A 14061-nucleotide genomic window follows, 5' to 3' on the forward strand; every position below is an offset into this window, starting at 1 on the left:
GCAAGAACTGGCCGCCCCGGGGGGCGCTGCCGGCGGGGGACTGGCTGTGGGTAAATGGCAAAGGAGGGGGAAAAGGAGGGGCGACGATCGGACGAGGGCGAGCGTCGCCCCCTGCCGGGTCGGTCAACGACGGTCGCCGGGCGGGGTGGGGCAGGGGCTGGCGACATGCCACGCCACCGGACCGAGCATCCGGTGCAGGCGCGCCGTTTCGGCGGCGCAGCGCTGCTCGCCGGTCTGCCCGAAGACCACGTTCGAGAAGGGCATGCCGACGCTGAGGAGGACGGTGCCGACGAAGGACAGGGTGACCGTCCAGTCCCAGCGACCGGGGGGCGCCCAGAGGGGCTCCGCGGGGCGATGGCTGACTCCACGCATGATTCGATCCCTCCTGGCCGCGGGCTTACTTGCCCGGCTCGCCCACGAAGATCTCGATCCGGCGGTTCTTCGCCCGGCCGGCTTCGGTGGCATTGCTGGCGATGGGTTCCTGCTCGCCGCGCCCGGCCACGCCCACCCGCGACGCGGCAACGCCACGGTCGACGAGGAAATCCCGGGCGCTCATGGCGCGATCCAGCGACAGGGGGCGATTCACGGCCTCGCCGCCGGTGCTGTCGGTGTGGCCGACGATGCGGATGGCGGTCGCCGGGTTGTCCTTCAAGGTCTGGGCGAAACGGGCGAGGATCGGGCGCATGTCGGGCTTGATGTCGCTGCGGCCTACGTCGAAGGAGATGTCGCTGGGAATCTCCAGCTTGAGCTGGTCGTCGGCGGTGCGGCTGATCTCGACGCCGGTGCCGGCGGTGGCCTGACTCATGGCCTGGCGCTGGGCCTCCATGCGCTGCGACCAGACGTAGCCGCCGAGGGCGCCCAGGCCTGCCCCGACGGCGGCATCGCGGCCCACCTTGTCACTGCCGGTGGCCTTGCCGATGAGGGCGCCGCCCACGGCGCCGCCCACGGCGCCCAGGCCGGCGTTGCGCTGGGTATCGGTCATCGTCGTGCAGGCGCCCAGTCCGAGGACCAGGGCCAGCGCCAGGGGAAGGGTTCGGTGCTTCATCGCGGGGCTCCTGTCGTTGTGTTGGGGCACCGGCCCGACGGCTGCCGGGGCCGGTGCCTGCGGGTCATTCACGACCCGGTTCAGCGGCGGCGGGTGAGCGCCGCGCCCAGCAGCAGGCCGGCGGCGCCGATCATCGCGGCGGCGCGCCACGGGTTGCTGCCGATGTAGCGCTCGGCCACGTCCTTCGAGTGGTGCGCGTCGCGGCGGAGCACGCCGGCCGCGTCCTTGGCCGCCGAGCGCAGGTTGTCGATCAGGCTGGCGGCGGCATCGCGGGTGGCGTCGGCGGCGGCGTCCACCTGGCGGCGGACGCCCGGGATCGCGTCGCGCGCGGTGTCCTGAAGGTCGGTCGCTACCTGGCGCAGGCTGCCCGGGGTGGCGGTGCTGGCGGGGGTGGATTCGATGGTGTTCATGGCGATCTCCTGTCGGGGTTGTGGGGGCTTGGGGCCCGCCGCCGGCGACATGGCCGGGCGGGCTCAGGTCACGCTCAGTTGGCGCGGACGATGATGTCGTTCTTCACCGACTTGACGCCGGGCACCGTCCTGGCGATCTCTTCGGCGCGCACCTTCTCGGTGTTGGACGGGGTGAAGCCGGAGAGCTGGACGACACCGTTCTTGGTTTCGACGCCGATCGCCGTCACCCGGACCGACTTGTCTTCGGCATGCTTGGCCTTGATGTTCGCGGTGATCGAGGCGTCGTCGACGTACTGCGCGGCGGCAGATTTGTCGGTCTTCTCGGTGTGCGCCTTCTCGGCGGCATACACCGAGGAGGCGGTGGCGAGGGCCAGCAGGCTGGCGACGAGGATTCGGGTGACGGGCTTGCTCATGGCGTTCTCCTGAAGTTCTGGGGGTTTCTGGAAGCACGTCTGTCGTTTGAAGGCTGACGTCCGCGTTTCCATGGTTTCACTTTATGCGTGGGGCTGGGGCCGTTCTGTCCGACAAGCGCCGAATGCGATGTAGGAATCGACCGTCGACCGCGTGGGAGCGGCAGGCCGGACGCGCGGCGCGTCGGGCGGGCCAGGCGTGGCGGCTGGCGGGTTGCGCCATGCCCTGCTGAAGGAGGATTCCGACATCGGGCTCGTCCGGCACCGACACCGGCGCCGGTCGGGCGTGAATAAGATGTAACCAGCCAACGTCTCGCCTCACCGACCATGCCCTCAGCCATCCCCCCTGCCACGCGCCGCCAGCGACGCCTGCGCACCGCCGCAGCGGCCCTCGCCGTCGTTGGGCTCGGCGTCGCCCTGTTCGACTGGAACCTGCTGCGCCGGCCGATCGAGCACATCGTGAGCGAGCGCCTGGAGCGGCGCTTCCGGATCGCCGGGCCGCTCTCGGTCCGGCCGTGGAGCCTGCACCCGAGCGTCAGCGCCGACGGGCTGTCGGTGGCGAATGTCAGCGGGGGCAAGGTGCCCCAGCTGGCCGCCGTCGGAAGGCTGAGTTTCTCCGTCGACCTGCCCGCCCTGCTGCGGGGCGAGTGGGTGCTGGACGGCATCGCGCTGGACGGCGCCGACATCCACCTTGAAGAAGACGCCGACGGCAAAGGCAACTGGCTGCTCGGCAAGGACTCCGGCGGCAGCGCACCGGCGCTGCGCCTGGGCACGATCCGCATCCGCGATAGCGTGCTCTCCGTCCGTCTGCCCTCGCGCCGCACCGACCTGCAGTTGCGCGTCGCCAGCGACGACACCGGCGGCGCGCTGCGCTTCAGCGCCACCGGGCGCTGGCAGGGCGAGGCCCTCGACATCCGCGGCAAGGCGGGCAGCGTCGAGGGCTATCTCGACGGCGCCAAGCCCTATCCGGTGGAGGCCGGCGGCAGCATCGGCGCCACCCGCTTCAGCGTGGCCGGCAGCGGCGCGAACCTGCCGGACCTCGACGGGCTGGACATCCGCTTCACGCTTTCCGGCCCCAGCCTCGCGCCGCTCTACGCCCTGACCGGCGTGCCGCTGCCCGCCACCCCGCCCTATCGGCTCGCCGGGCACCTGGTGCACAGCGGCCAGCGCTGGCAGTTCGACGACCTGGACGGCCTGGTCGGTTCGAGCGACCTGCGCGGCACCTTCACGGTCGATCGCGGCACCCAGCCCCAGCGGCTGGAAGGGCGCCTGCGCTCGCGCCGCCTGGATCTGTCGGACCTGTCGGGCTTCATCGGCGCCCGCGCCACGTCGGGGCAGGAGATCGCGCCTCGGCCGGGCAAGGTGCTGCCGTCCCGCGCCCTTGGCTTCGAGAAGATCGCGGCGGCCAATGTGGATGTGGATTTCGCCATCGACGACATCCGCAACACCGGCCTGCCCCTGGAGGCGGCGGAAGGCCATCTGCGCATCGACGACCGTCGCGTCACCCTGGCGCCCCTGCGGCTGGGGCTCGCCAAGGGCAAGGTGGATGGGCGGCTGGAACTCGACGCCCGCAGCCAGCCCGCCAAGGCCGTGCTGGATGTGCGCGCCACCCGGCTGCACCTGCGCGAGTTGTTGCCCGGCACCGAATCGCGCAACTTCACCTCGGGGCACCTGGGCGGCCGGGCCAGACTCGCCATGCGGGGCCGGTCGGTGGCCGAGCTGCTGGGCAGCGCCGACGGCGAGGTGGCGCTGGCGATGACCGGTGGCAGCACCAACCGCCTGCTGGTGCGGCTGGCCAACCTGGACGTGGCCAATGCCTTGATCGCCTGGCTGTCGGGCGGCCAGAGGGAGGACATCCGCTGCCTGGTGGGCGACATGACGGCCAGCGGCGGCGTGCTCAAGCCGCGCACCCTCGTGCTCGACACGACCCGCAGCCGGGTGATCGGCCAGGGCACGATCAGCCTACGCGACGAGCAGTTCGACCTGCATCTGCGGACCGAGCCGAAGGACGGCAGCCTGCTGGCCCTGCGCGGGCCGCTGTATCTCGGCGGCAGCTTTGCCGCGCCGGTCGTCCGGCCCGAGCCGATCCCCCTGGGGTCGCGGATCGCGGGGGCGGTGGCGCTGGGGCTGATCTCTCCGCCCCTGGCCCTGCTTGCCCTCGTCGAGACCGGCGGCGCGGAAGACACGCCCTGCGCCACCCTCCTCGCCCGCCGCCGGGCGACGCCGGCCAAGCCCTGAAGCTTGCCCAGGCTGCCCGCGCGGAAACCCGCCGGGCACGCAAGAAGTCGGGGGCAGACCTTTCGATCTGCCCCCGACTTTCCTCGGCTGGCGGCGGGCTTATCCCTTGCCGCGTACGCCGTTGAAGATGAAACTCACGATGGCGAGGATCAGGAAGATGAAGAAGAGGGTCTTCGCGATTCCCACCGCACCCGCGGCGATCCCGCCAAAGCCGAAAACGGCGGCGATCAGCGCGATCACGAAGAAGACGACGGCGTAGTGCAGCATGGCGGTTCTCCTGGGTTCAGGTTGAGGTCAGGGCGCGACGATCAGGCGTCGAACGTCTTTTCCCATTCCTTGACGTGCTTCTCGGCCTCGTCCTTGGTGATGCCGTAGCGCTCCTGGATCTTGCCGGCCAGCATTTCGCGCTTGCCTTCGATCACGTCGATGTCGTCGTCGGTGAGCTTGCCCCACTGTTCCTTGAGCTTGCCCTTGAGTTGCTTCCAGTTGCCTTCGATGATGTCGCGGTTCATGGTGCTTCTCCTTTTCGGGTTGATCTGCGATTCCGGGCTGCGGCCCTGTTTCGCGGCGATGCAGTGGTTTCTGCATGGTTCTACTTTAGCGGGGCGCGTTTTCCCGGGCAGTCGGCCCCATCCGAATGGAATGTGAGAATGCGCTGACGGCCGTGTGGGAATCCTGAGAAGGCAGATGGCCTGCCCGATGCAGGACACCGGACAGGCCATCGGGGGGATCGCCGGGTGGGCCGGCTTCGTTTGCGCCGCGGCGGGTCAGACCACCGCCACCGCCGGCGCCGGGGTGTCGGCGTCGTTCCGCCGCCGGAATTCGTCGGGCGTCAGCAGACGCCAGCCGCCATCGCCGGTGAGTTCGAGCACCTGGGTGTGGTAGGTGAGCAGGGATTCCCGGTGGGCGATGCTCACGATGGTGGTGTTGCGCTCGCGCAGGCGACGGTAGAGCAGGGCTTCGTTGGCGCTGTCGAGGGCGCTGGTGGCCTCGTCGAGAATGGCCACCCGGGGGTTGATGAGGAGGAGCCGGGCAAAGGCCAGCCGCTGCTGCTCGCCGATGGAGAGCACCCGCGACCAGTCGAGTTCCCGGTCGAGTCCGCCACAGCGCTGGATCAGCCCGCCAAGTTGCACGGCGTCCAGCGCCTCGGCGAGCTGGGCGTCGTCCACGTCCCGGCTGGGCCGCGGATAGAGCAACTGGCTGCGCAGGCTGCCGATCTGCATGTAGGGCCGCTGGGGCAGGAACAGGGTGTCGATGTCGGGCGGGCGCTGGATCTCGCCTTCGCCGCTGTTCCAGAGGCCCGAGATCGCCCGCAGCAGCGAGCTTTTGCCGCAGCCGCTGGGGCCGACGATGAGCAGCCCGCCGCCGGTGGGCAGCTCGAAGCTGAGGTCGGTGACCAGGGTCTGCTCGCCCTGGGGCGTCTCGACGGTGACGTGGCGGGCGGCGAGGGTGCTGCCGTCGCGGCTGCGGATGCGGCGCCCGGACGGGCCGGCGCCCGGCTCCGATTCGAGCGCCCGGGCCAGGGTGTCGAGCCGGTCGATGCCGGCGGTGAAGCGGCTGAGGCTCTCGAAGTTCTCGACGATCAACGAGACCGCACTGAGCACCACCGCAAACGCGCCGGCGGCCTGGATCGCGCGCCCGACCTCGACCTCGCCCGAGAGCACGGCGTCGGCGATGATGATGCTCGGCAGGACGACCGTGAGCTGGCTGTACGCCTGCTGGAAGAAGTTGAGACCGAACTGCTTGCGGATCAACCTGCGGTAGTTGGCGTAAGCCGCGGCGAACGTCCCCTTGATCTGCTGGAGTTCGGGCGCCTCGCCCCCATAGAACGCGATGGATTCGGCGTTCTCGCGCACCCGCACGAGGCCGTAGCGCAGGTTGGCCTCGCGCCGCAGCTGCAGAAAGTTGAGCCGCATCAGCGGCATGCCGAACACGCCAACGGCGAGCGCGGTGCCGACGGTGGCGTAGGCCGCGAGGAAATACACCAGCTTGGGCGAGATCGACCACAGCACATTGCTGAAAGCCACCAGCTGCATCAGCGAGCCGATGAAGATCAGCAGGAAGTAGAGCGAGCGCTGGGTGAAGACATTCACGTCCTCGGCGATGCGCTGGTCGGGGTTGTCGATCTCGTCGCCGATGCCCAGCCGGTAATACCGGCGCCGGGCGAAGTAGCGGCCAAGGAGGCTGTAGGTGAGCCAGCGCCGCCAGTGGATGCCCATGTAGTCGCGGGCGTAGTAGTACAGGGCGTGCACCGGCACGAAGACCGCCAGCACCAGCAGGCAGGTGCGGATCGCCGTCCAGAAGCGATCCCGGTCGCCGCCGGCGAGGGCTGAGGTGAACTCGCCGGTCTGGGCGTTGAGCATCACCGCGAGGCGGGTTTCGGCCAGCATCAGCAACACCAGCACGAGGAGCAGGCCCCACGCCCGCAGGCGCTGCTCGCCCCGCCAGTAGGGCGAGGCGATGGCCCAGAAGCGGCGCCAGAGATGCTGGGAGAACAGGGAGACGGGTTTCATCGCATCCTCACTATCGGGCGCCGCCGGGCGGTCAGGCGTCGATTCGGAACTTCATTCCCGCGGCGCGGGGGGCCAGTCGCGCCAGGCCACGCCGTGGGCACTGCGCACCACCTCGTCCACAAAGGCCAGCTTGTCGAGAACCGGGTCGGGCAGCACGAAGGGGTAGCTGTCGCCGTGGCCCAGGCTGCGGCTCATGCTGTTGAGAAAGCGCGAGAGCGGCAGCCACGCGCAGCTCAGGCGCTCCCGGAAGGGCTTGCCGGCCGACGCGCCCGGGTCGGCGCCGGCCGGGCCGTCGGCGCCATCGTTCAAGTGGAGCCCCCAGTGGTCGGCGGTTTCCAGCGCATCGACCACGTGCAGGTAGTGGGCCCAGGTCTCGGCCCAGTCTTCCCAGGGGTGGGACGCGGCATAGGCGCTGATGAAATGCGCCGGCCAGTCGGGGCGGGGGCCGTCCTTGTAGTGCGTATCGAGCGCCGTGGCGTAGTCGGCGCGCTCATCGCCGAAGAGGGCGCGGTACGGCTCGAGCCAGCCGCCTTGGGCCACCAGCGCATCCCAGTAGTAGTGGCCGATCTCGTGGCGGAAGTGCCCCAGCAGGCTGCGGTAGGGCTCGCCCATCGCCGTGCGGCGGGCCTCGCGTTCGGCGTCGTCGGCCTCGGCGATGTTGACGGTGATGCAGCCGCTGTCGTGGCCGGTGAGCACCGGCTCGCCACCTTCGACGGCTTCGAGGAACCGGAAGCGCAGGCCGCGCTCCGGGTCCTCGGCGAGGCCCGGCCGATCCAGGCCCAGGGTATCGAGGGCGTAGTAGAGGCGCCGTTTGGCCGCCTCCAGGCGCGCCCAGTAAAGGGCGTTGTCGGGCTTCTCCAGGGTGGGGATCACCTCGGTCTGCCGGCAGCAGGCGCACAGCGCCGACGGGTCGTCGGCGGCCACCATCCAGTTGCAGACCTGCGGGCCGGTGTAGTTGGCGCAGGGCTTCCACTGACCTTCGACGGCGTTGCCCAGCGCCTTCCAGGGGCCTGCCGGCGTGACTTCGAAGGCGGCCATGGCGGCCTCGGAGGGCAGGTAGCCCAGCGCCGCCCCGCAGGCCGCGCAGGCGGTGTTCTCGAAGTAGACCGGGTGGTCACATTGGCTGCAGCGGAATGTCTTCATGGTGGGGAGCGCCTGGGTGGTCAGATGAGGGGACGCGCCCGCAGCGGCAACGCGTAGTAGTCTGCCAGCCGCTGCAGCGCCTGGACCTTGAGGAGGCGCAGACGATTGGCAGAAAGTTCGTGCAGCCCGTAGGCGTGCAGACGCCGCAGCGACTTGTTGGTGTGCACCAGGGACAGGCCCAGGGCGTCCGCGATGTGTTGCTGGGTCAGGGGAAAATTGACGCCGGAGTCATCGCCCTCGCCCACGCTGCGGGCGCGCTTGTAGAGATGGACCAGCAGCATGGCAATGCGCTCCATGGCGCTGCGCTGGCCCACGCCCAGCAGGTTCTCGTCGACGATCAGCTCCTCATGGGCGCTGAGCCAGGTGAGGTCGTAGGCGAGCCCCGGAAAGCCCCGGTAGAGATCCCACAGCGCGTCGCGGGGGAAGACGCACAGGCGCACGGGGGTGAGCGCTTCGACACCGTGGGGAACCTGGCCGGAAAGCTCCGCCTGGAGCCCGACGAAGTCGCCGGGGAGCAGAAAGTTGAGGATCTGCCGGCGGCCGTCGGGCAGGCTGCGGAAGCGGAAGGCCCAGCCCGCCCGCAGGGTGAACAGCAGGCTGGAGGATTCGCCCTCCCGCAGGATCGCCTCGCCCGGCCCCAGCGTGGATTCCCGCCAGCGGAACTGCTCGATGAAGGCCAGCTCCGCGTCGCTGACCCGCGTGAAGCCCCCCTGCCCCCGCAGCGGGCACGCCGCACAAGACGTATCGCTCATGTCACCCCCCTGAAGATCGTGCCCTTGCCCATTTCCGGGACACGCTGCCGTACAGATCGAAAACACCCGCTCGACGCAATGTCTTATGACGTACCCAGGAGGAGCCAGACGCGTTAGATTTGCGCCGGACTCACTGCGCCGACCGGAAACCCCATGGGAAACCTCTATCAGTACGCCTATCTGAGCTGCATCCGTCCCGAGATCAGCCTGACCCGGGTGTATGAAATCGTCCAGGTTTCACGCAAGCACAACCGGAGCGCGAACATCACCGGCATTCTGGTCTTCGACGGCTGGCGCTTTTTCCAATACATCGAAGGAGACGCCGACGCCGTGCTCGATCTGGTCCGGAAGCTGCGTCAGGATGAGCGCCATCATCAGTTCACCGAGCTGCTCTCCACGCCGTTCGCCGGCCCCCGGCTGTTCCGCAACTGGTCGATGGGTTACTCGGTCACGGCGGATGAGACGCTGCTCACTGCATTCACCCGGCTCACGCCGGGTGAGGTGGTCTTGCGGATTCCCGATCTCGTCGATAGCGTCGATCTCGAACCCTGACCCGTTTCATCCCCCTGGGCGCCGCCGCGTCCTGCGCCAACCGCGAGCTTGCCTGTCGTCATTTCAACCGGAACGCGCACCCACGGCTGTCGGACTGACCCGAGAACACGCGTAGGACGGCGCCCACAGCCCGCGCGCCGCGCCAGACGAGTCCTACGCGGGTGTCGGCGAGGCCCGATGGCGCGGCTGGCCGAACCGCCGATAATGACCGGGCGGTGCCGACGCTCCCGCGTTGGCCGCTTCAGCAGGGCTGAGTGCCATGACCCGCTCTTCGACCGCCCCCGAGACTGCGCCCGCGCGGCAGGCGTCGCGCCTCGCCACGCTACCCGCCGCCCTGTGGCCCGCCGCCAAGGTGTTCGTCGAGCGCGACGCCCCCCGCCACGGCGCGGCGCTGGCGTTCTACACGGTGTTCTCCCTCGCCCCGCTGCTGGTCGTCGTCACGGCGGGGATTGCGGTACTGCTGGGCACCGCCACCGCCCAGAACGCCATCGGCGAGTACATCCAGCGCATGCTGGGCCCGGAGGAGGCCCTGGTGATCGCCGCGATGACCCGCAATGCGCTCGACCGGCTCCAGGCCAGCGGCGGCGCCGCGTGGCTGGCGATGGGCAGCACCTTGCTGGGGGCGAGCGTCACCTTCCTCGAACTCAAGGCGGCGCTGGCGTCGATCTGGGACGTGCGGCCCGTCGCCCGCTCGGCCACCCTTGCCCTGATCGTCGGTCGCCTGAGCGGGCTCGCCCTGGCGCTCGGCGTGGGCTTCCTGCTGGGCGTGACCCTGCTCGCCGAAGCCGCGATGCACGCGGCGGTGGCGTGGCTGGGGAAGGACACGCCGGGGCTCGACATCGCCGCCGGGCTGGTGGACCTGACCCTCATGAACGCCTTCAGCGCCGCGTTGTTCGCGCTGCTGCTGGCGCGCCTCGCACCGGGGCGGACGCGCTGGCGCGACGCGCTGCCGGCGGCGCTGGTGGTCACGGTGCTGTTTGCCATCGGGCGTTACCTGATCGCCGCCTACCTCACCCACGCGGGTGTCGCCTCGGCCTACGGCGCCGCGGGCTCGCTGGCGGCCGTGCTGGTGTGGTGTTACGCATCGGCGCAGATCTTCCTCTACGGCGCGTGCGTGTTGTACGTGCAGACCCGGCGGGACGCCCCCGCCGCCCTCCAGGAGCCCTCTCCATGAATCCTCTCAAGGTAGACGTCGCGATCATCGGGGCCGGCTCGGCCGGCATGAGCGCCTACAAGGCCGCCCGCAAGCACACCGACCGCGTGGCGGTGATCGAACAGGGCCCGTACGGCACCACCTGCGCCCGCGTCGGCTGCATGCCCAGCAAGCTGCTGATCGCGGCCGCCGATCACGCCCACGCCGCCGCCACCGGCGAGCGCTTCGGCGTCACCGTCGCCGGCCTGAAGATCGACGGCGCGGCGGTGATGGCGCGGGTGCGCCGCGAGCGGGATCGCTTCGTCGGCTTCGTGCTCGACGAAGTGGATCGCTGGCCCGACGCCCACAAGCTTTCCGGGGCAGCCCGCTTCGAGGCGCCCGGCCGGCTGAGGGTGGCCGACACGCCCATCGAAGCGGCGCGCGTCATCATCGCCACCGGCGCCACCCCCGCGGTGCCGGCCGGCTGGCGGGCGCGCCTGGGCGACCGGCTGGTGGTGAACGACGACGTGTTCGACTGGAACGCCCTGCCCGAGTCGGTGGCCGTGGTCGGCACCGGCGTGGTCGGGCTGGAGCTGGCCCAGGCGCTGCACCGGCTGGGGGTGCGGGTGCGGCTGTTCGGGCGCAGCCAACGGGTCGGCCCGCTCACCGACCCGGCCCTCCAGGCCGCGGTTGCGGCGTGGATCGACGCAACCCTGCCCTACAGCGGCAATGTCGGCGAACCCGAGGTGGGCCGCGACGGAGATGGCGTGGTGGTCACCTGGCAGGATGAGCGCGGCCGCCCGCGCCGCGAACGCTTTGCCTTCGTGCTCGCCGCCGCCGGCCGCCGCCCGGCGCTGGACGGGCTCGATCTCGACAAGGCGGGCGTTCCGCTGGACGCGCGGGGCCGGCCGGTTTTCGATCCGGCCACCGGGCGGATCGGCGACACGCCGGTGTTCATCGCCGGCGACGCGGACGACGATCGGCCCGTCCTCCACGAGGCGGCCGACGAAGGGCGCATCGCCGGCGACAACGCGGGCCGCTACCCCGACGTGCGCCCGGCGGCGCGCCGCACCCCGCTGACGATCGTGTTCACCGACCCCCAGATGGCCATCGCGGGCGCCAGCCACGCCGACCTCACCCGCCGCGGCGTGGCCTTCGCCCGGGGCGCGGCGTCCTTCGCCGACCAGGGCCGGGCCCGGACGATGGGCCGCAACCTGGGGGAGATGCGGGTGTATGCCGGCAAGGCGGACGGCCGTCTGCTGGGAGCGGAGCTGTTCGGGCCCGACGCCGAGCACCTCGCCCATCTGCTCGCCTGGGCCATCCAGCGCGGCGACACCGTGGCGGACGCCCTCGCCGCGCCCTTCTACCATCCGGTGGTCGAAGAGGGGCTGCGCACCGCGCTGCAGGATCTCGCCCGGGCGCTCCGCGACGCGATCTGATTCAATTCATCGCCAATACTGCCGCGCCTTGTATCACGCCGCGGCGGAGCGCCTCCAGCGCGAGGTTGGCGTCGGCCAGCGCAAAGCGGGTCACCGCGGTGTGCACCGGCACGCGGGGAGCGAGGTCGAGGAAGTCCAGCCCATCCTGGCGGGTGAGGTTGGCCACCGAGCGGATCGACCGCTCGCCCCACAGGTCGGCGTACGGAAAAGCCGGGATGTCGCTCATGTGGATGCCGGCGCACACCACCACGCCGCCCTTTTCCAGGTGCGCGAGCGCGGCCGGCACCAGCGGGCCGGCGGGGGCGAAGATCAGCGCCGAATCGAGGCGCTCGGGCGGCCGCTGGCTGGCGTCGCCCACCCACGCGGCGCCGAGCTGGCGGGCAAATTGCTGGCTCTCCACGTCGCCCGGCCGGGTGAAGGCGTAAAACGGCCGCCCCTGGTGGCGCAGCACCTGGGCCACGATGTGGGCCGCCGCGCCAAAGCCGTAGATGCCGACCCGCTCGGTGTCGCCCGCCAGCCGCAGCGCCCGGTAGCCGATCAGCCCGGCGCACAGCAGCGGGGCGAGTTCCAGCGCCGAGGGCAGCCCGGCGCCATCGGCCAGCGGAAAGCAGTAGCGGGCGTCGGCCACGGTGAATTCGGCGTAGCCGCCGTCGATCCGGTAGCCGGTGAAGCGGGCGTGGTCGCACAGGTTCTCGCGGCCGCTCCGGCAGAAGCGGCAGGTGCCGCAGGTCCAGCCCAGCCACGGCACGCCGATGCGCTGGCCCGGCACGAAGCCGCTCACCCCGTCGCCCAGCCCGGCCACCCGGCCGACGATCTCGTGGCCGGGCACGATGGGCAGCAGCGGGTCGGGCAGCTCGCCGTCGATGAGGTGCAGGTCGGTGCGGCACACGCCGCAGGCCTCCACCTTCAGCAGCACCTGGCCGGGGCCGGGCCGGGGCACCGGACGGGTTTCCAGCACCAGCGGCTCACCCGGGCGGTGGAGGACCATGGCGCGCATGGAGGGGGGGATCGAGATGTTCATCTGGCAGCTCCCGACCCGGCCGGAGACGACACGGCGGAGGCTCCGCCAGCGGATGCCGGCGGGCCGGGGCGCCGTCATCCGTCAGCCGCCGGCGGCGCCGGCGACAGGGGCAGGATACGCCTACAGGGCGGCGCGGAAAATCGCGCAGACTTCGTCGAAGCTGGGCTGCACCGGGTTGGTGAGGCCGCAGGCGTCCTTCATGGCGTTGGCGGCGAGGGTGGGGATATCCGCCTCCCTGGCGCCAAGCTGGCCCACGCCGGCCGGGATGCCCACGTCGGCGGCCAGCGCGCGGATCGCCTGCAGGCAGGCCTGGGCCGCCGCGGCGTCGTCGAGGCCGGTCACGTCGACACCCATCGCCCGGGCCACCTGACCCAGCCGGGGTGCCGCCACCCGGGCGTTGAAGGCCTGCACGTGGGGCAGCAGGATGGCGTTGCACACGCCGTGGGGCAGGTCGTAGAAACCGCCAAGCTGGTGGGCCATGGCGTGCACGTAGCCGAGCGAGGCGTTGTTGAAGGCCATACCGGCGAGGAACTGGGCGTAGGCCATCTGCTCGCGGGCCTCCAGGTTGGAGCCGTCGCTCACCGCGCTGCGCAGGTGGCGGGCGATCAGGCCGGCGGCCTGCAGCGCGCAGGCGTCGGTGATCGGCGTGGCGGCGGTGGAGACGTAAGCCTCGATGGCGTGGGTGAGGGCGTCCATGCCGGTGGCGGCGGTGAGGGCCGGCGGCATGCCGAGCATCAGGTCGGGGTCGTTCACCGACAGCACCGGCGTGGTGTGCTTGTCCACGATGGCCATCTTCACGTGGCGGGCGTCGTCGGTGATGATGCAGAAGCGGGTCATCTCGCTGGCGGTGCCGGCGGTGGTGTTGATGGCCACCAGCGGCAACTGCGGGCGGGCGCTCTTGTCCACGCCCTCGTAGTCGGTGATCGCGCCGCCGTTGGCAGCCACCAGCGCGATGGCCTTGGCGCAGTCGTGGGGCGAGCCGCCGCCCAGGGAGATCACGAAGTCGCAGGCGTTGGCCTGGAGCACCGCAAGCCCATCGACCACGTTGGCGACATTCGGGTTGGGCTTGACGTGGTCGAACACGATCGAGGTGACGCCATGGGCGCCGAGCAACTCGGTGACACGCGCGACGAGGCCTGTCCTGACCAGCGGCGCGTCGGTCACCACAAGGGCGCGGGTCCACCCGCGGGACTGGATCGTGCGGGCGGCGTCGGCCAGGCAGCCGCTGCCCATCAGGTTGACGGAGGGGATGAAGAAGGTGGTGGTGGTCATCGTGATGTCTCGCAGTGAGGGGGAGGGGATCGAAAGCGGGGGGAGCGTAGCCCCGCCAACCTCGCCGCGCTTTGATCCCGGGCAAGCCAAAAACCGGCAAAATTCGCCGAACGGTGCCGTTTTGAATCGAAAAA

The 14061-nt window shown here is 70.8% G+C and carries 15 protein-coding genes; 4 read left to right on the forward strand and 11 right to left on the reverse strand.

Translation table 11 applies throughout. From position 1 onward, the window contains the following. Positions 1 to 123 precede the first annotated feature (123 nt). The 4 genes from ACE3N6_RS10070 to ACE3N6_RS10085 all read right to left on the reverse strand — a co-directional run bounded on the left by ACE3N6_RS10070 (position 124) and on the right by ACE3N6_RS10085 (position 1868). On the reverse strand, positions 124 to 372 hold the full coding sequence (locus tag ACE3N6_RS10070) for a hypothetical protein (RefSeq protein WP_374245340.1): 249 nt from the start codon (positions 370 to 372) through the stop codon (positions 124 to 126). A 25-nt stretch (positions 373 to 397) separates the two neighbouring features. Beyond that, positions 398 to 1045 (reverse strand): OmpA family protein, encoded by a 648-nt coding sequence (locus ACE3N6_RS10075; protein WP_374245342.1) that lies wholly within the window; start codon positions 1043 to 1045, stop codon positions 398 to 400. 80 nt (positions 1046 to 1125) lie between these two features. Then, entirely contained in the window at positions 1126 to 1455 is a 330-nt protein-coding gene (locus ACE3N6_RS10080; protein ID WP_374245344.1) for a hypothetical protein, read from the reverse strand. A gap of 74 nt (positions 1456 to 1529) precedes the next feature. After that, positions 1530 to 1868 (reverse strand): BON domain-containing protein, encoded by a 339-nt coding sequence (locus ACE3N6_RS10085; RefSeq protein WP_374245346.1) that lies wholly within the window; start codon positions 1866 to 1868, stop codon positions 1530 to 1532. A 324-nt stretch (positions 1869 to 2192) separates the two neighbouring features. On the opposite strand from ACE3N6_RS10085, the gene ACE3N6_RS10090 reads away from it, so the two are divergent. After that, a complete protein-coding gene (locus ACE3N6_RS10090) occupies positions 2193 to 4103 on the forward strand; it encodes an AsmA family protein (RefSeq protein ID WP_374245348.1) in 1911 nt (636 codons plus the stop codon). A gap of 99 nt (positions 4104 to 4202) precedes the next feature. On the opposite strand, the gene ACE3N6_RS10095 is transcribed toward ACE3N6_RS10090, so the two are convergent. The 5 genes from ACE3N6_RS10095 to ACE3N6_RS10115 all read right to left on the reverse strand — a co-directional run bounded on the left by ACE3N6_RS10095 (position 4203) and on the right by ACE3N6_RS10115 (position 8511). Then, positions 4203 to 4370, reverse strand: coding sequence for a DUF1328 domain-containing protein (locus tag ACE3N6_RS10095; protein ID WP_153163244.1), 168 nt, complete (start codon positions 4368 to 4370; stop codon positions 4203 to 4205). 41 nt (positions 4371 to 4411) lie between these two features. After that, positions 4412 to 4615 carry a CsbD family protein gene (locus tag ACE3N6_RS10100; protein WP_374245350.1) on the reverse strand — a complete coding sequence of 68 codons (204 nt, stop codon included), beginning with the start codon at positions 4613 to 4615 and terminating at the stop codon, positions 4412 to 4414. 255 nt (positions 4616 to 4870) lie between these two features. Then, a complete protein-coding gene (locus tag ACE3N6_RS10105; RefSeq protein ID WP_374245352.1) occupies positions 4871 to 6616 on the reverse strand; it encodes an ABC transporter ATP-binding protein/permease in 1746 nt (581 codons plus the stop codon). A gap of 51 nt (positions 6617 to 6667) precedes the next feature. Next, a complete protein-coding gene (locus tag ACE3N6_RS10110) occupies positions 6668 to 7759 on the reverse strand; it encodes a putative zinc-binding metallopeptidase (RefSeq protein ID WP_374245354.1) in 1092 nt (363 codons plus the stop codon). Between the two features lie 20 nt (positions 7760 to 7779). Then, complete coding sequence (locus tag ACE3N6_RS10115) at positions 7780 to 8511, reverse strand: Crp/Fnr family transcriptional regulator (RefSeq protein ID WP_374245356.1); 732 nt, start codon at positions 8509 to 8511, stop codon at positions 7780 to 7782. 153 nt (positions 8512 to 8664) lie between these two features. Between ACE3N6_RS10115 and ACE3N6_RS10120 the strand changes: the two genes are divergently transcribed. The 3 genes from ACE3N6_RS10120 (at position 8665) to ACE3N6_RS10130 (ending at position 11634) form a co-directional block, all read left to right on the forward strand. After that, complete coding sequence (locus ACE3N6_RS10120) at positions 8665 to 9063, forward strand: BLUF domain-containing protein (RefSeq protein ID WP_374245358.1); 399 nt, start codon at positions 8665 to 8667, stop codon at positions 9061 to 9063. Positions 9064 to 9322: 259 nt separating this feature from the next. Continuing rightward, entirely contained in the window at positions 9323 to 10237 is a 915-nt protein-coding gene (locus ACE3N6_RS10125) for a YihY/virulence factor BrkB family protein (protein ID WP_374245360.1), read from the forward strand. Further along, positions 10234 to 11634 (forward strand): dihydrolipoyl dehydrogenase, encoded by a 1401-nt coding sequence (locus tag ACE3N6_RS10130; RefSeq protein ID WP_374245362.1) that lies wholly within the window; start codon positions 10234 to 10236, stop codon positions 11632 to 11634. The genes ACE3N6_RS10125 and ACE3N6_RS10130 overlap by 4 nt, the downstream gene beginning before the upstream one ends. 1 nt (position 11635) lies before the next feature. Here ACE3N6_RS10130 and ACE3N6_RS10135 read toward each other — a convergent pair whose 3' ends face one another. Further along, positions 11636 to 12655 carry a zinc-dependent alcohol dehydrogenase family protein gene (locus ACE3N6_RS10135; protein ID WP_374245364.1) on the reverse strand — a complete coding sequence of 340 codons (1020 nt, stop codon included), beginning with the start codon at positions 12653 to 12655 and terminating at the stop codon, positions 11636 to 11638. A 120-nt stretch (positions 12656 to 12775) separates the two neighbouring features. Beyond that, entirely contained in the window at positions 12776 to 13927 is a 1152-nt protein-coding gene (gene yiaY, locus ACE3N6_RS10140) for an L-threonine dehydrogenase (RefSeq protein ID WP_374245366.1), read from the reverse strand. Positions 13928 to 14061 lie beyond the last annotated feature (134 nt).

It is taken from the genome of Zoogloea sp., assembly GCF_041904905.1.
In the GTDB taxonomy this organism is placed as follows: domain Bacteria; phylum Pseudomonadota; class Gammaproteobacteria; order Burkholderiales; family Rhodocyclaceae; genus Zoogloea.